This is a genomic window from Dyadobacter sp. 676, from assembly GCF_040448675.1.
Lineage (GTDB): Bacteria > Bacteroidota > Bacteroidia > Cytophagales > Spirosomataceae > Dyadobacter.
The window spans coordinates 6,210,356-6,235,909 of record NZ_CP159289.1 but is presented as its reverse complement, the minus strand read 5'-3'; the positions used below and the strand labels follow the sequence as shown (position 1 = coordinate 6,235,909).

General features: G+C 54.0%; 21 protein-coding genes. 3 read left to right on the top strand and 18 right to left on the bottom strand.

Annotation, left to right across the window (positions count from 1 at the left end; genetic code table 11):
• Window positions 1-66 precede the first annotated feature (66 nt).
• The 18 genes from ABV298_RS27305 to ABV298_RS27220 all read right to left on the bottom strand — a co-directional run bounded on the left by ABV298_RS27305 (window position 67) and on the right by ABV298_RS27220 (window position 21,576).
• On the bottom strand, window positions 67-1,818 hold the full coding sequence (locus ABV298_RS27305) for a RagB/SusD family nutrient uptake outer membrane protein (protein WP_353719305.1): 1,752 nt from the start codon (window positions 1,816-1,818) through the stop codon (window positions 67-69).
• 22 nt (window positions 1,819-1,840) lie between these two features.
• On the bottom strand, window positions 1,841-3,577 hold the full coding sequence (locus ABV298_RS27300) for a SusC/RagA family TonB-linked outer membrane protein (RefSeq protein ID WP_353719304.1): 1,737 nt from the start codon (window positions 3,575-3,577) through the stop codon (window positions 1,841-1,843).
• The gene (locus ABV298_RS27295) at window positions 3,513-4,955 is read right to left on the bottom strand and encodes a SusC/RagA family TonB-linked outer membrane protein (RefSeq protein ID WP_353719303.1); all 1,443 of its coding nucleotides are present in this window, start codon (window positions 4,953-4,955) and stop codon (window positions 3,513-3,515) included. The genes ABV298_RS27300 and ABV298_RS27295 overlap by 65 nt, the downstream gene beginning before the upstream one ends.
• Before the next feature lie 250 nt (window positions 4,956-5,205).
• Window positions 5,206-6,228 (bottom strand): FAD:protein FMN transferase, encoded by a 1,023-nt coding sequence (locus ABV298_RS27290; protein WP_353719302.1) that lies wholly within the window; start codon window positions 6,226-6,228, stop codon window positions 5,206-5,208.
• A complete protein-coding gene (locus tag ABV298_RS27285; protein WP_353719301.1) occupies window positions 6,228-7,448 on the bottom strand; it encodes a Gfo/Idh/MocA family oxidoreductase in 1,221 nt (406 codons plus the stop codon). Before ABV298_RS27285 ends, ABV298_RS27290 begins: the two co-directional genes overlap by 1 nt.
• A 145-nt stretch (window positions 7,449-7,593) precedes the next feature.
• Complete coding sequence (locus ABV298_RS27280) at window positions 7,594-8,904, bottom strand: hypothetical protein (RefSeq protein WP_353719300.1); 1,311 nt, start codon at window positions 8,902-8,904, stop codon at window positions 7,594-7,596.
• Window positions 8,891-9,475 (bottom strand): RNA polymerase sigma factor, encoded by a 585-nt coding sequence (locus tag ABV298_RS27275; protein WP_353719299.1) that lies wholly within the window; start codon window positions 9,473-9,475, stop codon window positions 8,891-8,893. The genes ABV298_RS27280 and ABV298_RS27275 overlap by 14 nt, the downstream gene beginning before the upstream one ends.
• Window positions 9,476-9,523: 48 nt before the next feature.
• A complete protein-coding gene (locus tag ABV298_RS27270; protein ID WP_353719298.1) occupies window positions 9,524-10,459 on the bottom strand; it encodes a hypothetical protein in 936 nt (311 codons plus the stop codon).
• Between the two features lie 36 nt (window positions 10,460-10,495).
• Entirely contained in the window at window positions 10,496-11,170 is a 675-nt protein-coding gene (locus tag ABV298_RS27265) for a hypothetical protein (RefSeq protein WP_353719297.1), read from the bottom strand.
• 13 nt (window positions 11,171-11,183) lie between these two features.
• Window positions 11,184-11,840 carry a hypothetical protein gene (locus ABV298_RS27260; RefSeq protein WP_353719296.1) on the bottom strand — a complete coding sequence of 219 codons (657 nt, stop codon included), beginning with the start codon at window positions 11,838-11,840 and terminating at the stop codon, window positions 11,184-11,186.
• 166 nt (window positions 11,841-12,006) lie between these two features.
• Window positions 12,007-12,474, bottom strand: a complete 468-nt coding sequence (locus tag ABV298_RS27255; protein ID WP_353719295.1) for a hypothetical protein — start codon at window positions 12,472-12,474, stop codon at window positions 12,007-12,009.
• The gene (locus ABV298_RS27250; protein ID WP_353719294.1) at window positions 12,368-12,925 is read right to left on the bottom strand and encodes a hypothetical protein; all 558 of its coding nucleotides are present in this window, start codon (window positions 12,923-12,925) and stop codon (window positions 12,368-12,370) included. The genes ABV298_RS27255 and ABV298_RS27250 overlap by 107 nt, the downstream gene beginning before the upstream one ends.
• A gap of 99 nt (window positions 12,926-13,024) precedes the next feature.
• Entirely contained in the window at window positions 13,025-14,332 is a 1,308-nt protein-coding gene (locus ABV298_RS27245; RefSeq protein ID WP_353719293.1) for a metallophosphoesterase family protein, read from the bottom strand.
• 29 nt (window positions 14,333-14,361) lie between these two features.
• Window positions 14,362-16,038, bottom strand: coding sequence for a SusD/RagB family nutrient-binding outer membrane lipoprotein (locus tag ABV298_RS27240; RefSeq protein WP_353719292.1), 1,677 nt, complete (start codon window positions 16,036-16,038; stop codon window positions 14,362-14,364).
• Between the two features lie 12 nt (window positions 16,039-16,050).
• Window positions 16,051-16,467: a hypothetical protein gene (locus ABV298_RS27235; protein ID WP_353719291.1), complete on the bottom strand. Its 417-nt coding sequence runs from the start codon at window positions 16,465-16,467 to the stop codon at window positions 16,051-16,053.
• Window positions 16,397-19,672, bottom strand: a complete 3,276-nt coding sequence (locus ABV298_RS27230; RefSeq protein ID WP_353719290.1) for a SusC/RagA family TonB-linked outer membrane protein — start codon at window positions 19,670-19,672, stop codon at window positions 16,397-16,399. Before ABV298_RS27230 ends, ABV298_RS27235 begins: the two co-directional genes overlap by 71 nt.
• Window positions 19,673-19,860: 188 nt before the next feature.
• Window positions 19,861-20,922, bottom strand: coding sequence for a FecR domain-containing protein (locus tag ABV298_RS27225; RefSeq protein WP_353719289.1), 1,062 nt, complete (start codon window positions 20,920-20,922; stop codon window positions 19,861-19,863).
• A 48-nt stretch (window positions 20,923-20,970) separates the two neighbouring features.
• Window positions 20,971-21,576 (bottom strand): sigma-70 family RNA polymerase sigma factor, encoded by a 606-nt coding sequence (locus tag ABV298_RS27220; protein WP_353719288.1) that lies wholly within the window; start codon window positions 21,574-21,576, stop codon window positions 20,971-20,973.
• 405 nt (window positions 21,577-21,981) lie between these two features.
• Between ABV298_RS27220 and ABV298_RS27215 the strand changes: the two genes are divergently transcribed.
• From ABV298_RS27215 to ABV298_RS27205, 3 genes are read left to right on the top strand one after another with little or no spacing between them, the layout of a single operon-like run.
• Entirely contained in the window at window positions 21,982-24,150 is a 2,169-nt protein-coding gene (locus ABV298_RS27215; protein WP_353719287.1) for a PVC-type heme-binding CxxCH protein, read from the top strand.
• A gap of 36 nt (window positions 24,151-24,186) precedes the next feature.
• Window positions 24,187-24,537 (top strand): high-potential iron-sulfur protein, encoded by a 351-nt coding sequence (locus ABV298_RS27210; protein ID WP_353719286.1) that lies wholly within the window; start codon window positions 24,187-24,189, stop codon window positions 24,535-24,537.
• Between the two features lie 24 nt (window positions 24,538-24,561).
• Window positions 24,562-25,506: an amidohydrolase family protein gene (locus tag ABV298_RS27205; RefSeq protein ID WP_353719285.1), complete on the top strand. Its 945-nt coding sequence runs from the start codon at window positions 24,562-24,564 to the stop codon at window positions 25,504-25,506.
• Window positions 25,507-25,554 lie beyond the last annotated feature (48 nt).

Genomic DNA, 25,554 nt, shown 5'->3' with positions numbered 1-25,554 from the left:
TACTAGAAGCAAAACGGCCGGCGCGCGTGTGCGACGGCCGTTTCTCATTGTAATAACAACCCGCCCCTATTCGATCTTTGTCAGCGGAGGAACGTTCCTGTCGGCGCCGTCGTAACCGATGTTCTGATTGATCACCCCTTTCGTATTGGCCGTGATCACGAGCGACGGAATCGGCCATAGCGCGTGAAATGGCGCCATATTGGCGGTGTTGCCCAGGAGCTGGACTTTCTTTTCATACGTATTGTTATAACGCATTACCCGGTCGAAATAGAAGTTCTTTTCGCTGAAATTGGTGAGGCTATAACCATTCAGCCCGGCCTTCGCCATGATATAGGAAATGCGCACCAGCTCCGAATGCCGCGGTTCTTCGGCAAACAGCTCCCTTGCCCGCTCGTGAAGGATGAAATCGATCGAAACTTCGCCCGCGGAAACCGGCAGCGCCTTCGCCCGCAGCCGTACCTTATTGATATCCTCCGCCGCCAACGCAAGCTGGTTTTTCCAGAAATAAGCCTCGGCACGCAGCAAATACGTTTCGGCAAGGCGGAAAATGTACCAATCGCCATTGCCGCCCATCGGCGTGGCCTTGGGGTCGTCCTGCGGGTTATACATAATATAATGCGGCATCGCGTATACGTGCTTGAACGTGTCCACCTGCGCGGCCAGGAACCGGGTATTAACGGGCTTGCCGAAATCGACCGACGCCGGATTGTTGTATTTCAATTCGTGAATATCTACCCAGTTGATGTCGGCCCGCCGCAAATCGGTAGTATTGCGCCAGTTTGCGCCTTTATATGCCCATATATCGTACTGGAAATAGCCCGTCAGCCGGATGTTCGCGTTTCCCCTCCCCAGCGAATCGTACATAGGCCCGCTGGCGACCATGCCCGGCTTGCCCTGGCTGTCGAGTACCTGCGGCTGAAACCACTGGCAGTTGTAAAGGCGCATCGTGTACAAACCCGCAGACCGTGCGGCCGGTGGCGCTTCGTAGCGGTCGATGGCCGCCAGGATGGTTTCGGTATTTTGCGCTATGCTGAAATTCTTCGGACGGTGCAGGTCCCAGATGAGGTTACGATTGGTCTTTGCAGCGTCGATGCCAAAACGTTGGGTCATTAATGCATACGGACCATTGATTACCCTGGTCGCCGCCTCGATGGCCTTGTCGTATTCCAGGTTGGCCAGGTAAATCTTGGCCAGTAAATGATGGGCGGCCCCTTTGGTAATCACGCCCGGTTTGGCGGTTACCGGCAACCATTCTGCGGCAAACTCGACGTCCGCCCTGATCTTTTCCAGGATCGTCCATCGGCTGTGGGTCTGAAAATCCAGCTTTGCTTCCTGTATTTCGCCGCCAAGAAACGGCACGTCGCCGTAGGAATTGACCAGGCGATAATACCAGTAAGCCCTGTGCCAGAGCGCCTCTGCGAGGATCGCGTTCCGTTCCGCGTCCGAAGCCCATTTGATATCGTCGATCCTGCTGATGAGCACATTACAATTTTTGATTGAAGAGTAGATAACCGTGAACATCGACAGGAAGCGGTAATACTGGTCGGTATTCGGGGTGAGGTTGTAAAAATCGAGTTGCGACCAGGGAGAAGCCAGGTCCGAGGCGGCAAATTCCATGGTAAGATTGGGCATGGTGCCGGTACTCTCGTTTTTGAGGTCTTTACGCATTGTGATCAGCAATGCTTCCATACCCGCTTTATCTACAAAAACATTCTCGGGGCTGAAAAAGGAAAGCGGCTCGGGTTTCAGCCAATTCTTGTCGCAGGCCGACTGACCGAGCAGCAATACAAACAGTGTGAGATATCGAAAGATCTTCATAATTATGAATGTTAATGACCGATTACAATGAGAGATTAAGGCCGACCGTGAAATTCTTCGGCATCGGAACGTTGTTTCCTCCTCCATCCCAAGCCTCCGGGTCCCAGCCGGGCCACTTGCTGAACGTCAGTAGGTTACGTGCAGAAGCAAAAATGCGGGCGCTGCTTACTTTCAGTTTTTTGGAAAATTCCGAGGGCAGGGAATAACCCACATTGACATCCTGCACGCGCAGGAACGACAGCTTTTTGTAAACCTTGATCCCGCCTCCGAAAACATTGGTGTTGGTATTCAGGCGGGCATATTCGTTGGTAGGATTATCGGGCGTCCAATACGGAAAATCGTTGGTATTGCGGCGGTCGTACGTATCCGAGCCACCCGTGCGCAAGCCTTCGGCGAACGGCGCGATGTGGCCCAGCTCGCTGCGCAGGAATATGCTGGCCGTGAAATTTTTGAGGAATGTGAACTCGTTCCGCAAACCGATCCGGAAGCGCGGCTGGCGATAGCCGATAAACTGCTTGTCGATCAACGCCTCGTATTTGCCGTTGCCATCCACATCCGTCGCCTTGAAATCGCCCGGCTGTAATTTGTAAACCGCCGCCGCATCCTTTTCGGCCGTCTGCCAGATGCCCGTTACATCGTAGTTCCAAACGCGGTCGATAGGTTGCCCGGGAAACCATTCGTTGGAGTAGTCGGGCAGCTCCGTGCGGACTGTTTTCCCGTCGACGGTTTCCTCCTTGTAATCGCCGAAAAGACGTTTGATTTTGTTCCGGTTAAATGAAAATACCAGCCCGCTGCGCCAGGAGAAGCCGGAAGTTTCCTTATTCACCGTATTAATGGTCATTTCAAAGCCTTTATTTCCGAGCAATCCGAGGTTCGTGGTGATATCCTTGAAACCGGTGATTTCGGGGAGAAGGCGCTTCATGAGCAGGTCGGTGGTGGTCATGTCGTAATATTCCATACTCATATCGATCCTGTTTTTCAGCAAGCTCAGGTCTATGCCGACGTTGATCGATTTGGTTTTCTCCCAAACAAGGTTCGGGTTTGCCAGCGAGGTGTTGTAAACGCCTACCTGCACATTGGTACCATCGTAATACATCGCCGAAAGCAGCTGGGCCAGGGCCGAATATGCGCCGATATCCCGGTTTCCGTTGACGCCCCACGACAAACGCAGCTTCATCTGGCTTATCAATCCGACATTGAAAAATTTCTCCTCCGATATTTTCCAGGCTATCGCTGCCGCCGGAAAAACCGCCCGCGGCTGCCGGGTACCGAATGCGGAAAACCCGTCGCGGCGAACGGAAGCGGTGATCAGGTACTTGTCCAGCAAGGTGTAATTGAGCCTCGCCATGGCCGCGTCGCCGGTGATTTGCGTGTCGTTCGTCTCCATCGCCGGACTCGTACCGTATTGCATGCCGTGGAAGCCCAGGTTCTCATTCGGTACGAAACCCTGATTCGCGATTTTGGAATACCAGCCCCTGTTGCGCTCGGCGCTGTACAGCAAGGTCACATCGAACTGGTGTATGCCGAATTGCTTGTTCCAGTGCAGCAGGTTATCGAGAATGTACTCATACCTGGACGAATCGGCACGCGTGCTATACCCGCCCGAGCGCACGGAGCCGCCTTCCAGCGTGTTGGATGACCAGAAATTATAATCCTTCGTAGTTTCGTACCGCGGTTGAAAGGAGATTTTGTAATCAAATCCGAAGGGTAGTTTGATCTTTCCGTAAATCGATGCGAACAGCGTATTCGACTTTTGCATCCGGTCCTGGCCATAATAATTGATCAGGGGGGTTCGCGACGGCAAAGCTGTTGGGGTACCACATCACATTCCCGTTTTCATCGAACATCGAACCATAGGGGCTCATGATAAACATTTGTCCGAGATTGGCGGGAACCGCGCTCTGGTCGCGGTCGGCAAACTGGCTGTTGACGCCTACATTCAGCCAGTCGGTTACTTTGAAATCCACGTTAAGGCGCGAACGGATGGTCGAAAACTTATCTCCCCGCAATACGCCCTCGTTATTCTGATAACCTAATGACCAGTAATAGCTTACGTTTTGCGAACCACCGCTGATACTCACGTCGTAGTTCTGCCGCAAACCCGTACGGATAACTTCCCTGTACCAATCCACGGTTTTCCCGGCCATGTAATTCTCCGTTTCGATTGGAAAAAAGCGGAGACGGCTGAGCCATTCGCGGGTATTGTCGGTTTGCGGGTTGTTACTCGCTGTCCGCCATTGTTCGAGCGAAACACCTGCCGGTAACGCACCCGGGTTGTCATAATAAAAAGACGGCCTGTCGGGATTCGTGGCGCGAAGCAGGTCACGGCGGAAGGTCAGGTAGCCATCTTTGTCGAACGGTTTGAAATCGTTGGTGGTTTGCGTAGTGCCCACATTGGCCGAAACATTGATCACCGGCTTGCCTGCCGTGCCTTTCCTGGTTGTGATCAGGATTACACCGCCCGCTGCACGTGCACCGAAAACGGCCGCCGAGCTGGCGTCCTTGAGAATATCCATCGTCTCGATGTCGGCCGGGTTGATATCCGCAATATTTCCGTTAAAAATCACACCGTCCATCACGATCATCGGGCTCGAATTGGCCGTCAGCGACTTCGGGCCGCGGATTTGCAGCGAGCTTCCCCCGGCGGCGGATGTGCCCTGGTTAGCATTGAAACCCGCCACTGTGCCGGTGAGCATGTCGGTCAGTTGCGTCATAGGCTGGTTTTTGAAGGTCTTGGAGTCGATGCGGATCACGGCGCCGGTCAGATCGCTTTTCTTCATGGTTCCGTAACCTACCACCACCAGTTCGTCCAGTGCATGAGCGCTCGGCTGCAAGGCGATTTCGATTACCGACCGGTTGCCTGCCGGCTCTTCCTTCGTCACATAACCTACATAGCTGAATGTGAGCACATCCGAAGGCCCCGCCTGCACGGCGTATTTGCCGTCGGCGTCGGTGGTTGTACCTCGCTGGGTGCCTTTTACGACGACGGTCACACCGGGCAGGCCCTGCTTCGTCAGACTGTCGGAAACGATACCCGTCACGTCTCTGAGATTTTGCCCGTAGAGCCATACCGGGCTGAGCCACGCGAAAAGGACAAACATTCGGGCCCATGGGTGGGTGAGTAGTTTTACATGCATAAAGATTATGGTTAGGAATTGAGAAATGGATTTCCGGAGGGTTGCCAAAATGCGGACATAACAATTCCCGGCCTCGCAATGCGGCTGCGAAGTCATTTATGATGCCTTTCCGGCATCCGGCAGTATTTAATTTCGGCTTATAACAATGTTACAAGGATTTTAATAGGTATCCATGACATTTGCCGGAAATAATACCGATAACGTTCTCGAAAAGCGAAATGCTGGTTACGAGGGCAAAAGAAGAGGGTCTTCAGCGTACGATATATCTGGCAAATCCGGCGGAGGCCGTGTCGGCTACCGTACCGTCGGGCTTTTTGTAAATCAGGTAGGCGTCTATTCCGGAATGTTTTTTCAATATCTCAAACGCCCCGTCGAGGCCTGCTGCCAGCAGCGCATTGTCGAAACCGTCGGCTGTGATGGCGTCGTGGGCAACTACGGTTGCGCTGATGATCCGGCTCTGCACGGGAAACCCGGTTTTGGGGTCGATAATGTGGGAGACCCTCACGCCGCCCGACTCGCGGAACTTGCGGTAACTGCCCGAAGTAGTCACGGCCCCATCGCCAACGCTGATGACCTCGCGGATCACCGGCGCATTGAATTCATTAGCAGCAGGTGTTTCGATACCGATCTTCATCGGCTCGTTCCCCGGCTGCTTACGCCCTTTCACGCGGATCTCCCCTCCCACCTCGATTAAGTAATTATGAATGCCCTTTGCTTCCAGGAAACCCGCAACGACGTCCACCGAATAGCCCTGCGCGATGCCGTTGACGTCGATCTGCATGCAGTGGTTTGTTTTCAAAAGCCTGCTTCCCCGCACTTTCAGTTTACCGGACCCGACACATGGCAAAAGCTGACGGATGGCGGCGCTATCAGGCATAGCGCCACCCGGCTTCACACCGAAACCCCACGCACGCACGAGCGGGTACACGGTGATGTCGAATAAACCGCCGCTTTCGCGGTAAACCTGCATCGACCGGTCGACTACCTTCGTTAAATGGCCGTCCATTGTAATGCCTTCGTCCGACGCGTTGAACCGGCTGATCAGCGAGCCGGGCTGATAAAGAGAAAGCGACGCATCGAGGCTGCTAAAAATGCTGTCTGCCTGAAATTGGGTAATCCGTTTTTTTTCGGAATAATATGTAATCGCATAGGTCGTGCCCTGGGCCTGCCCGGTCAGCCGGTGAGCACCCTGTCGGTCGGCCGGGCACAATGCTCCCGCCAGGAGGTAAATCGCCCCGGCCATAAGCCCGGTCCAGTGCTTTTTCCGCCTCATCAGGCCGAATACTCCGGTTTCCAGTATTGCACTTTTTCCGTGTCGGCCGCCGCATTGCCCATGTGGATCGCAATGGAACCGTCGCGACCGGTTTCGACATTGGAAATTGGTTCTTTCCTGTTCCGGACGCATTCCGCAAAGTCTTTTAGTGCAAAAACCGTCGGTTCCTGCTGCTCCTCACCGGGTTTGCCGAATTTCACTTCTACCCCTTTGCCCTGGGTGGTAACGGCAATGGTCGCACCGGTGACGCCATCCACGACGCCCTTCGCGTTGTTGGTAGTTTCGGGGTAGATAAATGCCTTGTCGCGCAGGATTTCCACCGTAGCTTTATCCCCGAGAATGCGGATGCTGTAACCGTTGTATGCATTCGAAAGCACCGATGTGACACTGGCTTTCACGCCGTCGGGATAATCGTACACGGTCCGGATGTTGTCATAGGTATCGCGGCCGTCTTTCCAGTAATTAATCCCGCCCAGCCCGACTACCTTTACCGGCCGGCTGTCCGTCAGGTAGTTGACTACATCGATCTCATGTGCGCAAAGCTCCGACAGCGGACCGCCGCAATATTCGCGGTACATGCGCCAGTTCACCGCCCTTTCCATTTTCGGATCCTTCACCGGAAACCGCCAGTTCGAGTTACGGTTGTACTGGCATTCGAAATGCGTGACCTTGCCCAGCCAGTTTTCCTTCATAATCTCTTTTACGCGCTGGTACAAGCCGTAATACCGGTATTGATAACCGACTTGAAAAATCAGTCCCGAAGCTTTTACCTTTTTCACCAGGTCGATGGCCTGCGGAATGTCGTAAGTCATCGATTTTTCGAGGTAAATGTGTTTCCCTGCCTGTAATGCGGCTACCGCCATCGGGTAATGCAGGTAAAGGGGCGTGGCAATAACGACGGCGTCTACCGATTTGTCATCCAGCAACTGGCGGTAGTCGGAATAGCCCCTGGCATTTTTAGCAGCCAGGCCGAGGCCCTTCCGGAGGTTCTCGGGGATGATGTCGCAGCAAGCTACCAGCTCATAATCGGGCATTTCGCGAATCAGCGTTGCCAAGCCGGTGCCTCGCGAGCCGGTACCGATAATACCGAGCCGGATTCTGTCGGCGGCTGGCACGGCTTTTCCGAATACCGGTGAAAATGCGGTGGCAAGCCCCGCCCCCGCGATGGCGGCAAGGCCGGTCGTGAGGAAATTTCGTCTGGAAGTAAGTGGCTGGATCATAAGTCGGAATGGGTTAAGGGATGTTTACGGGCACGTGCCCGTAAATGTAAGTAATTTTTAACCGGATTGAAACGAGCGGGCGAAGAAAAAAAACGGCAGAAAAAAGTCCCGGCAGCGTTGCCACCGGGACACAACCCGTGTAGGATCAGGGCCTCGTAAAACGAAGCCCGGCCGAGATCCCCACGCGGTACGGCTGATAGTAGAACGGGTTTGCAGTTCCTTTTACCTTCACCGGACTGAACTCGGCATAAGGCCCAATACTGAATGCCGCGTTGCGGCTGACGGCGAACTGTTTCCCGAGCCCCAGATTAACCCAGCCCAGGCTTTGACCGCTGTTGAGATCATGCGAATATTCCGCTCCGAACGCGGCATAAAACCGGCTGACCGGCGAGTGCCCCCAGCGCAGCTGCCTGGCGACGCCGATGCCCAGCATGGAAAATCTCCTGTTTTCCTCCATCCTGTCGCCCTGGCGCACGGTGTGGTACTGTCCTTTGTCGTCGGGTTGCACGAGGTAGTTATTATTGGCGATTTCGTAGGAATATGTTTGCCTGAAACCGCTGTAATGCAGCTGCACCTGTATTCCGTTCCGCTCTACCCCGCCGCTCAGCTTGATACCCACCGCGTTGGCCGTGAACAAGGACGGGAAACTGAAATTCTGAAAATCTTTTGCGGCCGACGACGGTACGGTCAAAATCTGATAGGAATGTAATGCCGACGCATTGAAAAGCCACGCGATCCGGGCAGGGTTCGTGACGATCACTTTCGCGGGCTTGTACGCGGGCACAACCACGCCGCGCAAATGCAACGGTACCGACGCTTCCTTTAAAGGCACTGATGCCAGTTCTTCCAGCGGTGCCACATTCGCGGCCGAATCCACTGGCACAGGCTCGGCCAATCCGGCCGGTATCTTATTGAAAACAGCGTCCGGACCGTCAGATCTCCTCGTTTGAGGGCTTGTACCCGCAGCTTGTCGTGCGTACCCGCTTACAGTGGCGCCCGGATCGTTGCCGGAATACGTCTTATGCCGCCCCGTCGCCGGTTTGCCCCCAAAGTCATTCACAAAAACACTTTCAACCACCCTCACCGGACGTGCGGCAGGCGTTATAGCGATGTTTTTCACGGCCGGCCGCTCCGACATCCTCACGGGTACCTTCGGGCTCATAGCCTTCCCGGTGCCACCCGAAGAATGCCCGGCGGAGGTTTCCGCCGCTGCGGAACGGGTCTGCATTTTTACAGGGGTGGCGGTTTCATTTGCGTAGCGGCTCAGCAAAATGCCCGAGATCGAAACGAGCACCAGCGCGCCGGTGAACCACCAGTATTTTCCCGTACGCGCGGGCTTCACACGCGCCCGGATGCGTTCGAAGGCATTGGGGTTGGGCTGCTCCTCATAGTCATCAAACTTACGTTTGAGGACGTTGCGCAGCGCTTCGTTTAATTTGTCCTCAGAAGTTTTCATGATGCACTATTCCTTTTTTTTCGAGTTTTTTCATTAGCAGGTTACGTCCTCTCATGAACTGCGACCGGGCCGTGGCGTCGGACATGGACAGCATTTCACCAATTTCGGTGTGTGTATAGCCGTCAATCAGATGCATATTGATCACCGTACGGTACCGGTCGGGCAGCTCGTTGACGAGATCGACCAGGTCGCGGACGTTCATCTGGTCGATGATCCGCACGTAATCGTCCGATTCCACCTGCCATTCTACACCGTCGAGCGAGCTGTGCATTTCCTCGTGTCGGGTGGTCCGGTTATAGTAATTAATGGCCGTCCGGATCACCGTCGTTTTTACCCAGCTGTCTGCGGCATCGGGGTCTTGCAGGTTACCTATGCTGTTGAATATTTTCACGAATGCGTCCTGAAAAATATCGTCGGCTTCGGCCACGGTTCTGGCGTAGCGCCGGCAAATACCCGTCATCCTGGCTTTGTATCGCTCGTAAAATACGGTCTGCGCCCTCGGGTCCTGTTTCTGGCAGGCTTTCACGAGGCTGGCGAGGCTATCGTATTTGTTGGACCGAAAGAATTTCATCAGGAGAACGTTGGTTCAGGAAGTTACTTAAACTTAATTAATTACTATTTATTTATATAATAGTACAGCATAACTTTTGCTTAGTACATTGAAATCCTTGTCGAAATAGAGTTCGCATTTCGAGACGCCGCCGACCTTCACCGAGATGTAGTAGCTCGTCAGGCCATTCACATTATTGACCAGCTTGCGCTCAAATTCATAGCCTGCAAGTTCGGGGAGGCTGTCGAGGTACTGTCTGATCCCGGCCGGCACGGCTTCGAGATTGGAGCCGTTGTTGATTCCGCCGGAGCTTGAAAAGAAAGTACTGCTCCACCGGAGCTTGCCTTTGTCGTCGAACAGCATCGAAACCGTTTCATGCCGGTCGTCGATCCGCTGACGGGTGAATATGTAATAGTTCTTAGAATCGTCGAGCCGTACCAGGGTATATCCCATCGTAAACGTCATCTCAGGAATGCCACTAATAGTGTCCTTTACAAAAGCCGGCAGGTCGTCGATCTCGTAGGTCGCGATTCTGTACAGGACGGAGCCAAAGCTCGCGGAGCTATTGGTTTCGGGATAAACCCCGGCCCATGCAAAAGAATAGTTTTCTCCTCTGTAATTGTAAATCAGCCTGTTATTGGCCGACGCGGCAAAATAGGCTGTGGAATAAGCCGATAACGTTCCGCCGCCGAACGCCGTTTTCTGCAACGGTTCGATTAAAGTGGCGGGGACGCCGTCGGGCATTACTTTGAATGTCTCCCACATCTTGCCATAATCCACGAGCGAAGTATAGCGGTCTGTATCCGATTTCAGTTTTACTTCCCATATTTTATCGTTCAGAATCGGTTTGAAAACCAGCTCCTCGGCTCTGGGGAACTTGGCTTTCACCACTTTCACGGCCGCCTCGGGTATCTCCGTTCCCGGATCCGGGGGACGCAGGTCGTTCAGATCGTTGCAACCCGAAAGCACTGCCGCGAGGGCGACTATCAGAGCGAGGAATTTCATCGTTTTGACTTCAAAAAACCACACAATTATAGAAGTTTAAGGAAACACCACATACTTTGCGCTCGTCTGCTGGTCGGGGTCGCGATAGTACTGGTACATCGGCTTCATTGTAATTTTATAGGTCACCTTACCCAGTTTCGGGTCGTCGTCCTCGTATATGAACCGCATACTCGGCTTGACGGCCGCATTCCTGGCCTGTTCCATCGACATTTTGATATTGAAGCCCGCAGGATCGAGGTAGCCCTTTTTGCCGGGGACGATCATCGGAAAGTAGCTCGTCGTGCCGCTCGTTTCGACGCCCACCGTGCCCATTTCGTCATTCCATTTCAAACTCATCTGGGTCGGCAGAAAAATGCGGATATTCAAGCTGAATGTCAATGCATTGCCGGGGATTTCCGTGTTCGGGATCTGGCTTCCGCCGTGAAACATGATTTCGCCGTTGCCTTTGCTGATGCGGAAATTCAGAAAAGCGGCGTTGGCGTAAAGCCGGAGCAATGTATCTTCCTTGAACATATCCACGGAATCCGTACCTGCAAACCGCCAGGCGTCCGTGACGTAAAAAGAGGTCCTCGTCAGCAAGGCGGAAACAGTGTCCGGGTCGAGTCGTACAGGCTCCGGTTTAGGATCGGGCTGCTCGTCCTTGTCCTTCCTGCACCCGATTTGCATCGATGCGAGGCCCAGAAGCACCACTATAGGGATTAATCTTTTCATCACCGGATTTTATTTAAAATACGACAAATTTTGCGTGAGTCTGCTGATTTTCTTCGCGGTAATATTCGTAAAGCGGCTTCAATGTGATTTTGTAAGTGACCTTGCCCAGTTTGGGATCTTCGTCGTCGTAAATGAACACCATTCGCGGCTTCACGGCGGCGGCCTGGGCCTCCTTCCAGGTACGGTAATGTCTGAACGTGGAGGTTTCCAGGTAAGCTTTTTTTCCCGGTATGACCATGGGCAGGTAATCGCTGGTCGTCGTGCTGTAAACCATTAACGTCCCTTTCTCGTCGTCCCAGGCCATTCTCAGCCCGGTTGGCTGGTTAGTCCGGATTTGCATCATGAAAGTCAGGGCGTTACCGGGAAACTCTCTGTTGGCAAACGGGCTCAGCGACCAGAAGTTAATATAGCCGTTATCAGAATAGAATTGCAGGCTGGCGGCATTGCGGTACCGGTCGAAAAGCGGGTTTTCCGTCAGGAGATTTACCGAGTCCCGGCCCTTGAAGCGATAGGCTTCAGCCAGGTATTGCGGATAATAGGTAGCGAATATGACGGAGTCCTTATTCAGTGTTACCGGCTTCGGGTCCTGTTTGGGAACATCATCCTTTGAACAACCAAATTGCCATACGGCAAGCAGCAGGAGACAACAAGGAGACAAAAACCTTTTCATGGATGGTGTCGGGTTAATATGCGGGGAGCCGGGTTTTGCGGTTCCGTAAAGAGAGACACCGCCGGTTGCTGCGGCCGTGGCGACAACGGCAGTTTTTTTTCGTTTCAAACAAAAAAAGCATTGCGACCGGGCGCCGCAATGCTTTAAAAATCAGAGAAGAGGCATTCTATTTTTCGGGAAAATAAACCCGGACTTCGGGGTGCATGGTGTAAAACCGGTACTGTTTGCCATCGAAAACGGGAAAGCCGCTCGACGAATCGTTGCCGATAATCGGATTGCCTTCGTATTTTTTCCAATGGACCAGGTCGCTCGAAACCGCGACATTCATGGTCCATTCGCGCCAGTCCCTGAACGCCGAGGCATGGTAATAGGCGTAATAAAGGCCCTTGTGCCGGATAACCTTGTTGAACGCGACGGCGAAGGCATCATACTTTTCGGGACCCGCATTCAGCACCGGCTCGTCCTGGACGTTGGTCCAGGTTTTCAGGTCTTTGCTCGTCGCCAGCCAAATGGCGGCATCGTTGCGTTCATAAAAAAGGTACCAGGTTTCCTTTTCTTTCCAGACCGTCGGCGTTCCATAAGGCCCCCCTGGCGATGGGTGAGCCGTTTCGAAGGCGGATATCGATCGCACCATGGTCCTTCCAGTTGACTCGGTCGCCCGAAGTCAGCAGGTGAGCGATGTCGTCCCTGCTTTCGGCGAACATATAATAGGTATTACCCTCCTTCAATACGCACATATCTTCGACCCACAGCGTAGTATGGATCGGGTTTTTCGCATAGCGGGTCCATTTCAGGCCGTCGTCCGAGGTTGCCAGGCCGAGGTATTTCATGTCTTCGCCGGTAGCGTTGGTATAGCCGGTATACCACATATAATATTTGCCTCCCTCGCGGAGAATGTAGCCCCGCTCGCGGATCTTCTCGTCCCAGGTCGCTGGATCGCCGGTGCCTTTGAACAGCGGATTACCGGTATAGGGCTTGAATTTCACGAGTTCGGCAGGAAATTCTTCGGCAACGGGCGGACGGAACGCCAGCAGCATTGCCGCTCCGAGCAGGCCGAGCGATGCGATGATGGTTGTGCGGTTCATGGGTATTGGGTCGAGTTTGGTCAGATGTGGTCGGGGGTTGTCAGGGGTTGTCAGGGGTTGTCAGGGGTTGTCAGGGGGGATCGGGGGGGAATATGATTGTTAGTGGCGTTCGGGTATGTTGGGAGGGACGCGTTCGGCGATTCGGTTGATTTTTCCCTTTTGTTTAATCAAATCGAATGCATCATACAACTCGCCGGTGGCCGTATAGGTTTGAAATGAAAGTCTCTCACCTTCCACATTTACTACATGAAAAAGCTGCGTGTAAATCGCCGAACGGTCCATCCAGGCCGCAGGACCGACGTTGGAATCGGTCATTTTCGGCCCGCTCACCGACACCACATACATTGTTCCCGACTGCGCGCCGTTTTCTTTCATGGGAATATTGGCCATTCCGCGTGCATAGGTGTGATCATGCCCCTGTAACACGAGGTCGACCTTGTACCGGTCGAACAGCGGCTTGAAAGTTTCGCGCATCCGCTTATTGTCGCGGGTGGTTTTGGGGGAGAAAATCGGATGGTGAAATGTGATCACCGTCCATTTGTTAGGATTGTCCATTAAAATTCTTTCCAGCCACGCTTTCTGTACCTGCGTCCATTTTTCGGAAACATCCACCTGGTCCGAGTTTAACGAAACGAACCTCACCCCCTGAACATCTGCATAATAGCAGGTTTCTTCCAGGCCTTTCGGGCCATTTTCGGGCAGGGTAAACTGCGGTCGCCAGAATACCGACGTCGTATTCACGCCTTCGGGCGTATCGAAATGGTCGTGGTTGCCAGGTGTAGGAAACGCAGGCACCATGCTGTGGATGAAACCGCCGCCATGGAACCAGTCACCCCATTCGACATCGCGGTTGGCCTTGTTGATCAGGTCTCCCGCGTAGATGGCCAGGCGCGCATCGGGCGCTTTCGCATAGGCCTCACGCACCACGCGCGACCATAGCGACGAGATATTTACCTGTACATCACCATAATAAATAAACGACAGTTTCTCGTCCTTCGCACCGGCCGTCGAGAAATGGATCCATTCGCTCCACCCCTGCTCCCCGCCCACCCGGTACGCATATTTCGTACCGGGTTGCAGGTTTTCGAGGACCACCGAATGATAATGTGCGACGGGCGTATTTTCCCAAACGAGCTTTTCCGTCTTCGCTTTAAACCTTTTGGCTTTGAAAACGAACCGCGGGTCGGCCTCTGCCACCGCGATCTCGGCAAAGCTCTCTGTTACGGCTTCGGAAGTCCGCCAGTTGACCGCCATCGAAGTCGAAGGATCGACTGTTACATTGAGGACAATGCGGTCGGGCACTGCCGTGGGCGCATAAAGCTCTGCATTCTGCGCGGAAACGGCCAATGCCCATAAGGCGAAAGTCCCCGTCGTAACGATTTTTGAAATACTGTTTCTAAAATACATACTTAAAAAAAACGGCCTGAGCCGCACAGTTACCAGGGTGCCGAAGTACCTTTCAGCAGCCACATTTTCGAATATTGATGGTCTTTGCTCTGGCCGGTTGGCACATAGCCGGTCGCTTCCAGCTTATCCACCGCCGCATTGTAATTGACCAGGTATTTGGCGTCCGCATTCGCGACCGGATACACGAAACGCACCGGGATAGCCGCTCCGAATTGTGCCGCCGGGCCGGTTTTCAGTGCCGGGAAGCCTGTTCGGCGCCAATGGAACCACGGCTCGACGCTCAGCCAGCCGGCGATCCATTTCTGTTCCGAAATCCGTTCGAGCTTATTGGGGGCCGATGCGAGGCTCACAGCATTCCGGGCATAGTATTTGTCAAAACTGAACCCATTGGCGGCCTGGGCATTGTATTTATCCAGTGACGCTTTGATACCGGCTTTGTAATGATCCTCCGGCGTGCCCGAAACGCCCCAACCGCCGTCGAGTGCCGCTTCGGCCAGCATAAATTCCACTTCGGCATAAGTGATCAGGTTCATTTTGACATAAGCCTCGCTATTGGCGCGGTAGCGACTGTGCAGGAACGAAATGTACGGGCTGCGCTCGGGATTGTAAGCCGTGCCGTCGTCGCCTTTGTTGTAGGAAGTTGCATCCACGATCGCCAGGCCAACGGGCAAGCCGACGTACAACGAAGTATCTACGTTCGCCGCCGGTTTAGCGGGCACGTACTTGACGGTAAATGTTTCGCCGAATACATTGGTCACCGTTTTGTCGGTAGCAACGGCCGTTTGCACATCCCATTTGTTCAAAACCGGCTGAAACCAGCGATCGCGGCGTGGATCGCCGAGGGCTGTGAGCTTGTCCATGAACGGTTTGGAAGGCTTGATGTAGTACAACGGGTTACTCGCGTTAAGAATGCCTCCCGCAGCAGAATTGTCTTTGGTAGTACCGATAAACGCCAAAGAAGCATCGTCCGTGTTGGCAGTGAAAGTGGCGCCGGCCGCATCTTTGAACTCCGCGGCAATGTCGATTCCCGCCGCCGACAATTCTGATTTATGGCCCGAAAGCCGCAATGCATAACGCATCCGCAATGCATTCGCGAATTTCTGCCAGCCTGCTGCCTTTCCGCCATACAATACGTCAGCGCCCGCACTCACGACATCGGTGGCGCCGAGGCTGCCCAGCAAGGCGGAAGCGGTTTTAAGGTCGGTGAGAATACCTTTGTACACGTCGATCTGGTTATCGTATTCAGGGTAATATTGTTCGCTGGCGGCACGCAGCGCTCCGGAGTACGGAATGTCACCGAAAAGGTCCGTCATCAAACCAAATACGAACGACTTCATGATCAGGGCTATCGCCTGGAAGAAACGATTGTTGTCGCGGACCGCGGCCTGGTACATCAGGTCGTTGTTTTTCAGGATATTGTAATACTCCGACCAGCCGGAAGCGGACCAACCGTACTGGTTGACCTTCGTAGCACCTTCGTTGGTGCCCATCTGAATGTATTGCATCGCGCCCGACAGCTCGGAACCCTCCGCGCCCAGCGCATAGTAGGCACGCGCCGAATGCGTGAGAACGTAGCTCATAATGTAGTTCGACGACACCTCCTCGGGACTGTTCGGGTTTTCGTTTACTTCGCTCAGGTCCTCGCAACTCGTAAGCAGCAGACCTGCCGCCGCTGCCAGACTATATATGATTTTGGAAATTTTCATGATGACGATCGTTTAGAAATCCACATTCAGCTTTAAACCTACGGAGCCCGTCCATGGCATAACATTGTAATACTCAACTCCCTGCATCCAGGCCGAACCGTCCTGCCGGAATGCGCGCTCGGGATCGATCCCTACGCCGGCCGCGGTCCATTCATAAAGGTTGTTACCGACAATCGATACGGATGCGTTCTGCAATTTCAGCTTGTCGGTCAGGGGTTTGGGTAAATGGTAAGTGATGGCGATCTCGCGCAATTTCACGTAAGTCGCGCTGTACATGTTCTCGCTCGGAAACGGCCGGGTCGAGTAGCGATAGGCATTGAACGGGTCGAGCCAGACCGTGCCGGCCCCGCCCAGGTTTTCAATGTACGTGGTATTCCCCTCCGCATCTTTGGTGGTGCGCACGCCTACGTTGAAGCTCGCATCCTGCACGCGGGTGTCCTTTTTGGCGCCTGTCCAGGCATCGAAACCCCCCATACTCGGCATTGCGGCCGCCCACCCATTTGCCCAGGAATGCGTCCGGGTTGGCCTTGATCTGCTGGTCGATGGGCACATTTTTATCGTAGGGCACGCCCGACAGCGATTCTTCCAGCTGGCCGTTATTGCCTAGGAACATCATCGTGTTGGAATAAAACGAACCACCCTGGCGCCAATCGATGTTTGCGAACAGGCTGAAATTCCTGTAACGGAATGTCTGCTGGACGCCCATCAGAAAATCGTGGTTGTAATTGCCGATCTTCCGGATGTGGTTAATGTCGGTGTCGGTCTGGTACAAACCTCCGCTGGTCAGAATGGGATACCCGTAATACGGAGAATTCCGATCGGTCACTTTCAGCATGGGTTGCTGGTAAATGTCGCCCACGTCCCCGCCCACGTAGGTACGTACCTCCGCACCGCTGTAAGAGTTAAACGAAAAGTAGGTAATGCCCTCGGCGAGGCTCTTGATGCGCGTGCGGTTGCGCGTGAACGATACATTCACGTCCCAGCTGAAATTACGCCCTTCCACCGGCGTCGCGTTGATGCCCAGTTCAAATCCCCTGCTTTGTACCAGCCCCGCATTGATCAGTTTGCTGCTCGAACCCGATTCGATGGGGATGCCGATTGTCAGCACCTGGTTTTTGTTGTTCCGTACATAATAGGTACCCTCCACGCCCAGCCTGTTTTTAAGGAATTTCAAGTCCAGGCCGATTTCGTTAGCGCTTGAAATCTCGGGTTTCAGGTTATTGTTTTTCAGAATATCGTTCTGGTACATTCGTTTCGTCGGCCCCCAGTCGGTGTCGGCGACATACGTCTGGCGGAGGCTGTAAGGTGCGACGTCGTTACCCACCTGTGCCGAACCGGCACGGAACTTGGCAAGCGAAACCCACGAGGGCAATGCGAACATATCCGAAAGGATCATACTTAGCGACGCCGACGGATAGAAATACGAGCGGTTATCCTTGGGCAGCGTGCTCGACCAGTCGTTGCGCGCCGTCAGGTCGAGGAAAACGTAATTTTTGAAACCGATCGAAGCGGAAGTGTAAACGCCGTAGAGCAATTTTCTGGTCCATTGGCTGTTATAGGTGATCGTTCCGGGCGCACCGTTGGCGATGGTGTACAGCCCCGGCGAAACCAGCTCGGTAGTGGCGTTATTGATAAAATCGGAACGTTGTTCCAGCCTGTTCGCGCCGGCGAGCACATTCAGGCTCCATGTTTCGCTGAAATTCTTTTTCCAGGTAGCGATGAAGTCGAGATTGGTTTCCTTGCGGCCGTTCATTTCAACTTCATAACCACCCTTTACGGCCTCGTAGTTGCTATAAGCTTTTTTTGCCTCCAATTTTTCCTCGTACGCGTCACGCGAGAAGCGGCCCATGACCGAAAATTCACTGGTAATATCGTAATCGAGCTGCAATTTGCTCACGGTGCGGTTACGTTTGAATCCCGTCGGGTTTTCATAGGCGATGAAATAAGGATTGTTTTGCTTGCTTTTGTAAACCCGCTGCTGAATGCCCTCCTGCCCCGGCATCCAGTAATCCCGCAAATCGAGGATATTCACCTGGGCGCCCATTTCGTAAATGCTCCGCACCGGCGAATTGCGGCTGGCGTCGATGAGCGGACGGTTATCGGAACCCGACTCGGAAACGTTGAAATTGGCTTGTGCACGGAGCTTGTCCGCGATGTTGTAGGTGGTATTTAAAGCTATTGTCAGCCTGGAAAGGTCGGTATTGGGTACGATCCCCCTGTTTTTCATATTACCCACCGACAGCCGGAAATTGCCTTTGTCGTAATTTCCGTTCACGGAAACATTGTTGGTGTTGGTCGTACCGGTACGGAAAAAATCCTTGAAACGGTTAGGGTACGACACCAATGGCGCTTTCTGGCCGTTGCTGTTCCATTGAACCCATTGCTCGCCCACATCCAGGCGCGGGCCCCAGCTTTCATTCTCCTGCTCTTCCAGGATGTGCGCCCCGCTTTTCCCCGAACCGAACTTGTTCTGCACCGGCACATAGCGTAGCGGCACTTCCAGCACCATAGCCGTATTCACCGAAACGCCCAGCCCCTTCTTTGCCCCGCGACCTGATTTGGTAGTAATCAGGATTACGCCGTTACCCGCACGGGACCCGTACAACGCGGCGGCACTGGGACCTTTCAGTACTGAAACGTTGGCAATGTCGTTAGGGTTGATGTCGGAAATCGCATTGCCCATATCTGCGCCGGCGAAACTATTGTCGAGCTTGTTGGCTACCGGCACTCCGTCGATGACGAAAAGGGGCTGGTTGTCATTGTTCAAAGAATTCGCCCCGCGGATGATGACGTTTACGGTCGAGCCGGCTGTTCCGTCCATCTGGGAGATCTGAACGCCGGCTACTTTGCCGGACAATGCGTTCAGGACGTTATTCTGCGGTGTCTGCGTCAACGCTTCGGCCTGTACGTTACCCACCGAATAGCCCAGTGAACGCCTGTCGCGGGTAATGCCCATCGCCGTCACCACCGCTTCTTTCAGCGTTTCCACGCTTTCCTGCAAGCTCACGTCGATCACCGACTGGTTACCCACCTCTATGCTCCGGCTGTTAAAACCGATGTACGAAAAGATCAGTACCGCTCCCTGACCATCCACATCGATGGAGAAATTACCAGCCGCATCCGTGGAAGTACCCGTTTGCGTGCCTTTTACGAGGATATTCACCCCTGGAAGAGGCGAGCCGTCTTTGGCAGACGTGACTTTACCGGTAACGGCGCGTGCGGATGCCGGCCGGAGCTCCCGTATCGCTCCCGTCGCCGGCCCGCTGCCGTTTTTTACCGGTGTGAGTACAATCTGCCGGCCTATAACCCGGTATTTGAGCCGCATCGGATCGAGGACATCATCGAGGACCTTCGCCAGTTTTTCCCCGGTCACTTCAAAGGAATATTTCCGGCTTTCGGTGATCAGCTCGGGGCGGTAGGTAAATCGTACATGGGCCTGTTTTTCAATTTCCGCCAGTACCTGCACGGCATCCTGGTTCTGAATGCTGAGGCTAATGCGGCGGCTCAGCAAATCCTGCGCGCCGGCCGGGGCCGCTATCGAAACGGTCGCAATACTCACGGCAATACAGAGCTGCATCAGGGAAAAGCGCATCAGTCGTTGGAGTATTTGATGGGTAAACAGCTTTTTTTTCATTACGTTTAAACCGGTTCTTGTTTTCGAAAAGAGACAATAACACTCCTTGCATCCGGAATGGGATCGGATGTTCACAGCACATTCGGTAAGGAGTCGGAGCCGGTAACGCTGCAACCGTTGCCGGCTTTTTCATGTAATGGCGCTATTGGGTCATAGACAGGGCGGTGGTTTAGGTTTCAACAGGATGGTCAATTGCAATTCGGGTCGGAAATCCTGATGGTCGTGCCGGTTACGGAGTACTTCGCTTCGATCGCTTCGCAGATTACATCGAGTATTTCGAACAAAGATTCTTCCCTGACCGACGTAGTCAGCCGGCATGCACCGACGGCTTCTCTATCATATTGTATTGCAACCCCGTAAGCCTTCCCTAACGAGTCGAAAATAGTGCTCACGGGCGCATTGTGGAATGTAAAACGTGCCAGTTCCGCGTTGGTGACGACCGGCTGCGGCTCCTTTACGAGCCCCGTGCTCAACCGCTCTTCTCTCCTGAAAAACGAAGCCTGCTGGTTAGGCGACAGCACCACCGACTGTCTTCTGAGCGACACCCCGGCCTCCACGGATACGCTGCCTGTGCGCACCTGTACCGAGGCAATATTTTCTTTCTCAAATGACCTGACGGTGAAGCTGGTACCCAGCACACGGGTCGTCAGTTCCCCGGCATATACGTAGAATGGCTTCGCGGGATTTTTCTTCACCTCGAAAAACGCCTCTCCCGACAGGTAAACCGAGCGTGTTCCGCCATCCATTTTGCCCTCAAAACTGATCCCGCTGCCCTTCGTGAGCGTTACCCGACTGCCATCAGGCAACTGTACGATCCTCTCACTGTCCGATCCGTTAACTTCTTCACGCGGGTTTTCGAGGATTTCGATCCGTTGCGCGTACGCAGTTTCGGGTTCGCGGGTAAGGTGCATCATCGCCCAGCAGCCCGTCAATATCACCAAAGCCGCAGCCGCATAGCGCAACCACCGCTCTCTGTAAACAGGTACCGCGCGGGGTATTTCATCCAGCCGGCTGCTGATGTCCTCCCATATCAAACCGGCTTCGCCGGGGTCAAAAGAAGGGCGTGAAAGCGCCGCAAGGTTCAATACGGTTTGCCTGGCCTGCATAATGACCTCTTCCTGATGCGGGTACAATTCCGCAATGCCCCGCCAGAAGGCGTCTCCTGCCGGGTCGGGCGACTTCGCCCAATGAATGAACGCGTCGTCCTGAATAAAGTCCGCTAATGTGTACTGCCGATATTTTTCTGTCATGTTCAAAACCCGTTCAAACCCCTAAACCGGGCGAATGCGGATTTGTACTCACCTGCCCTGGAAATTTTGTAAAGCAGGCAAAAAGACCAGCAGGCCGCCTGCTGTTTCGAAGAAAAGCCTTAGCTGACTAATAGCGCGGTGTAGAAGGTTCCGTACCGATTGGTTGTTCATCTGCATCATTTCAGCGATCTGATCTGGTGAAAACCCGTGCAGGTAACGCAGTTGAATGGCCTCCCGCTGCCTGGACGACAGGCGGTTTACGGCGTCGGCGAGCTTTTCGTAACTATCGGAAGGTCCGTCGGCCAAGCTGATCGCCGATTCGAATGCATCGTATTCGTCGGCCAGGTCGGCAAGCGCTTCGATATCGCCGCGCGGTGTTTCGTGATGCTTTTCGCTGTTGCGGATAATGCGGTTGCGCAACGACCGGAACAGATAGAATTTGATGGAATCGGTAGTGGCAAGGTTTTCGCGGCGCAGCCAGATGTGCAAAAACAAGTCCTGAATACTGTCGCGGATGAGCTGACGGTCGGAAGTAACGCGGTAACCGTAACTTAGCAGCTCGTCGATGTAATTTTTATAAATAGAGGCAAACGCGTCCCTGTCGCCACCTTGAAAGGCGTTCCATAAAAGCGTATCGGAATTCGCTTCTTTCAAAGGAGATCGTGTTTGAACGTTACGGCTTCTTGTTTACGACGGCTTCCCTACTAAGCGGCGCCCCGTCCCGGTATACTGATTTTTTACCTTGAAATACTACCAAAGCATTAATTAAGTAAAGAAAAACCACGAATGATACGATTACATGAGGCGTGGCGGGCCGGATACCTCCGACGAAATTTATAAGGCGCATATATTCCGCTCGCCCCGGCGAGACGCCGATGTTCTCCACGAAATTTGCATCGACCCTTTTTAACAAACCGAAATATTTAATTTTCGCGAATCCGCTGACCGCAAAACATTCTTTTCCTGTTTGCGGATTTGATAGGCTTGCTTGTTGCCCGATCGCTTGTTATCTTGACCTCGATTCGGGTACGTACACGTGCAATCCTAAACCGTTCAATGATGTTACCAAGAACAATCGCATTATCCGGCCTGATGCTGTTCGCCGCCGACGGCATCGCGCAAAAGCGGTATCCCGATGCCCTTCCGCCGGCCGAGTCGGCCAAAACATTCCAGCTTCGCGAAGAATTCGGTATCGAAGCCTTCGTAACCGAACCGGATGTGCTCTCGCCGGTAGACCTGGTTTTCGATGCTTCGGGGAATGCATTTGTCGTCGAAATGGGCGACTACCCCTACGACGCCCGGCCGGGTCATTTCAAGGGCCGTATCCGGCTGCTGAAAGACACGGACGGGGACGGAAAAATCGATAAATCGTATGTTTTCGCAGACGGCCTGCCCAGCGCAACCAGCGTGTTGCCTTACCGGGACGGCCTTCTCGTATGCGCGGCCCCGGATATCCTTCTGCTCCACGATACCGACGGCGACTTCAAAGCCGACACGCGTGAAGTCGTTTTTACCGGTTTTTTCGCCCGGAATTCGGAAGCGCAGATCACCAGCATGCGGTATGGCGTCGACAACTGGATTTATGCCAACAACAACGGCCAGGCAGGCATGATCACATCGCCGCTGATGCCCGACGTACCGCCGGTGAATGTCGCCGGCGGCAGTTTCAGGTTCAGATTGGACAAAAAACTTTTCGAGGCGGAATCGGGCAGTGGGCAATTCGGACTGGCGATGGATGAATGGGGCCATCGCTTTTACACCCAAAACACCCTGCATATTCAGCAAACGCCTATTGCCTGGCGGTATTTGCACCGTCATAACTACCTTCCCTCTTTCCGCAGCGATGTCAATATCTCCGATCATGAACTCGAAATGTTCCAGAAATCGGCCACGCCTTACTGGCGCCAACAGCGCTCCGACCGCCGGCAAGCCAAATACGATTCACTAAAAACCGGTTTCACCGAGTACGCCCGCGACCACTTCACCGGCGCTTCGGGCGGAACATTTTATGGCGGCAACGGCTTTCCGCAGGCATTTCAGGGTAATATTTTTACCGGTGACGTCGCCGGCAACCTCGTGCACCGTGACATAATTAGTTCTTCGAACAATTCCCCCGTATTCACTGCCAGCAGGGACAATGGCGAAAAGGACCGTGAATTTCTCGCCGCAACCGATCCGTGGTTCCGCCCGGCCAACCTGACATCGGGTCCCGACGGCTATTTGTACATTGTCGACATGTACCGCCAACATATCGAAACGCCCGTTTCTATCCCCGAGGACCTCAAAAAGGACATGGATTTTGCCAACGGTGAGCAATACGGCCGCATATGGCGCATTTTCCCCAAAGAAAGCTCAAAACGTCCTGTTCTCCTCCCCGACCTCCGTGCCAAAACCTCCGCCGAACTGGTAGCCCTGCTGGAACATCCCAACCAATGGTGGCGGCTGAATGCGCAACGGATTTTGGTTGAAAAACATGCGCCGGGGGCCGCCCCGCGGTTCAAATCGGTTGAAAAGCAGGAGGAATCGGTCCTGCCGGATCTGATCAGAATGACCGGACATGCAGATCCGCGGGCCAGGATTCATGCCATTTATACGCTGGAAGCGATCGGCGGCCTGGATGCAACGATCATCCAAAGAGCATTGAGCGACGCTCACGCGGGTGTGCGGGAACATGCGGTGATCCTGGCCGAAAAATACCCGGAATTTCTGCCTGAAATCATACGGCTGACGAACGACGCCTCGACTCAGGTAGCCTGCCAGGCCGCGCTTAGCGTAGGGCAATTTAATTCGAAAGAGAGCCTTGCCGCCCTGGCGGCCGTTGCCGAAAAACGATCGGAAGACGCGTCATGGCGGCTGGCAGTGTTAAGTTCCGATACCGGCTCATCTCCCGAGATGATGCAATTGCTGGCGAGCCGCCGCACGTTTTTCAACGCAACGACGCCGGGAAAGCTGAAATTGGTCGAGGATTTCGGCTACATAGCCGGCGCGCGGAATGCCAGGAACGATATCACCTCGCTTTTGGACCTGCTCAACACCTCCGCCGCCTTCTCCGACCCGCAATGGACGGTAGCCGCACTGACCGGACTTTCGAAAGGTGTTAAAAAATCGGCCAATAAAAAAGAAGCGGAAAAAGCGGTTTCGAAAAATCTGCGAAAGCTGGAAAACCACAGCTCCGACGCCATCCGCAGGCAAGTTTCCGAACTCAAAAAAGCACTGGATATCCATTAATTGACACATTCCTTTCCGACCATTCAACGCAACGATATGAAACAATTTGCCGATCGCAGACTTTTTCTCCGCCGGTGCCTTGCCTGGGGCGCCACCGGCAGTACGGCGTGGCTCCTTGCCTGCGCGGGGTCCAGGAAACCGCCCGTCGCCCGGACTGCAACACCGACCGCCGATCCATGCAGCGACCTCACCGGCGTAGACCCTACCGACGTTCAAAAACGCAAGTCCCTGGGTTACACGGATAAATCACCCCAACCCGACAGCCAGTGCGATAATTGTAAATTATGGGTCCCGGCCAAAGAAGGTAAGGAATGCGGCGGTTGCCTGCTTTTTACAGGGCCTGTTAATCCCGGCGGGCATTGCACCTACTGGGCACCACAAGTTTAATCATGCTAAGATGACAATGTCCCTATGTGCCAACGCATCAATTTATCGCGCCGCGAATTTTTAGCTGGCACCGGCGCAATGCTGCTGGGCAGCGCGGTTGCGTCGCCGGCTCCGGCTGCCGAACCGATCATCGATATCCACCAGCACGTCCATTACGCCGCCCGTCCGGACAACGTGCTTATAGCGCACCAGCGGGCCATGGGCATCACCAAAACCATCTTGTTGCCCGCAGGTACCCCGGCGTTCGGCGCTTCCACGCATTCGGGCAAGACCAACGGTTTGCAGGCACAATGCGCAGGTAACCAGGCCTGCTATGGCATCGCGGCGAAATATCCGGACGAATTTGCATTCGGTGCCAACGAGGTACCGGACCTCGACGGTGCCGTTGCGGAAATTGAAAAGTACCTGAAACTGGGCGGCTGCGTAATCGGGGAATTGAAATTCGGCGTGGATTGCGATTCCGGAGAAATGCAGCGAATTTACAAGCTTGCCGAGGATTACCAGGTGCCCGTGCTGATGCACTGGCAATTCCAGATGTTCAATTACAATTTCGAGCGCTTTCCCCGAATGCTCGAAAAGTACCCGAAGGTCAATTTCATCGGCCACGCACAGACCTGGTGGGCTAACATCGATCGGAACCACACCGACCAGCGTGTTTTGTACCCCAAAACAAAGGTGGCTCCCGGCGGCTTCACCGATCGCCTGTTGCGGGATTATGCAAATATGTACGGGGATATGTCCGCCGGTTCGGGCCTGCTATCCATGACCCGCGACGAAGACCACGCCCGCGAGTTCCTGAGCCGGCACCAGGACAAGCTGCTGTACGGCAGCGATTGCGACGACCATATCGGCTCCGGCACGGAATGCCAGGGTACCCAAACCATCGCTGAAATCAGGAAGCTGGCTGCATCAAAAGCAGTCGAACGGAAAATCCTGCATGACAATGCCCGGAAACTTTTCCGGTTATAACGTAAAAGAGCCCGCCTGCATCGCAGGAAGGCTCTTCGAAACAATCAA

What these genes read in the sequence shown, in the direction of transcription:
- ABV298_RS27305 (WP_353719305.1), bottom strand. Translation starts at nt 1,818, where the DNA reads ATGAAGATCTTTCGATATCTCACACTGTTTGTATTGCTGCTCGGTCAG.
- ABV298_RS27300 (WP_353719304.1), bottom strand. Translation starts at nt 3,577, where the DNA reads ATGCAAAAGTCGAATACGCTGTTCGCATCGATTTACGGAAAGATCAAA.
- ABV298_RS27295 (WP_353719303.1), bottom strand. Translation starts at nt 4,955, where the DNA reads ATGCATGTAAAACTACTCACCCACCCATGGGCCCGAATGTTTGTCCTT.
- ABV298_RS27290 (WP_353719302.1), bottom strand. Translation starts at nt 6,228, where the DNA reads ATGAGGCGGAAAAAGCACTGGACCGGGCTTATGGCCGGGGCGATTTAC.
- ABV298_RS27285 (WP_353719301.1), bottom strand. Translation starts at nt 7,448, where the DNA reads ATGATCCAGCCACTTACTTCCAGACGAAATTTCCTCACGACCGGCCTT.
- ABV298_RS27280 (WP_353719300.1), bottom strand. Translation starts at nt 8,904, where the DNA reads ATGAAAACTTCTGAGGACAAATTAAACGAAGCGCTGCGCAACGTCCTC.
- ABV298_RS27275 (WP_353719299.1), bottom strand. Translation starts at nt 9,475, where the DNA reads ATGAAATTCTTTCGGTCCAACAAATACGATAGCCTCGCCAGCCTCGTG.
- ABV298_RS27270 (WP_353719298.1), bottom strand. Translation starts at nt 10,459, where the DNA reads ATGAAATTCCTCGCTCTGATAGTCGCCCTCGCGGCAGTGCTTTCGGGT.
- ABV298_RS27265 (WP_353719297.1), bottom strand. Translation starts at nt 11,170, where the DNA reads ATGAAAAGATTAATCCCTATAGTGGTGCTTCTGGGCCTCGCATCGATG.
- ABV298_RS27260 (WP_353719296.1), bottom strand. Translation starts at nt 11,840, where the DNA reads ATGAAAAGGTTTTTGTCTCCTTGTTGTCTCCTGCTGCTTGCCGTATGG.
- ABV298_RS27255 (WP_353719295.1), bottom strand. Translation starts at nt 12,474, where the DNA reads ATGGTGCGATCGATATCCGCCTTCGAAACGGCTCACCCATCGCCAGGG.
- ABV298_RS27250 (WP_353719294.1), bottom strand. Translation starts at nt 12,925, where the DNA reads ATGAACCGCACAACCATCATCGCATCGCTCGGCCTGCTCGGAGCGGCA.
- ABV298_RS27245 (WP_353719293.1), bottom strand. Translation starts at nt 14,332, where the DNA reads ATGTATTTTAGAAACAGTATTTCAAAAATCGTTACGACGGGGACTTTC.
- ABV298_RS27240 (WP_353719292.1), bottom strand. Translation starts at nt 16,038, where the DNA reads ATGAAAATTTCCAAAATCATATATAGTCTGGCAGCGGCGGCAGGTCTG.
- ABV298_RS27230 (WP_353719290.1), bottom strand. Translation starts at nt 19,672, where the DNA reads ATGAAAAAAAAGCTGTTTACCCATCAAATACTCCAACGACTGATGCGC.
- ABV298_RS27225 (WP_353719289.1), bottom strand. Translation starts at nt 20,922, where the DNA reads ATGACAGAAAAATATCGGCAGTACACATTAGCGGACTTTATTCAGGAC.
- ABV298_RS27215 (WP_353719287.1), top strand. Translation starts at nt 21,982, where the DNA reads ATGTTACCAAGAACAATCGCATTATCCGGCCTGATGCTGTTCGCCGCC.
- ABV298_RS27210 (WP_353719286.1), top strand. Translation starts at nt 24,187, where the DNA reads ATGAAACAATTTGCCGATCGCAGACTTTTTCTCCGCCGGTGCCTTGCC.
- ABV298_RS27205 (WP_353719285.1), top strand. Translation starts at nt 24,562, where the DNA reads ATGTGCCAACGCATCAATTTATCGCGCCGCGAATTTTTAGCTGGCACC.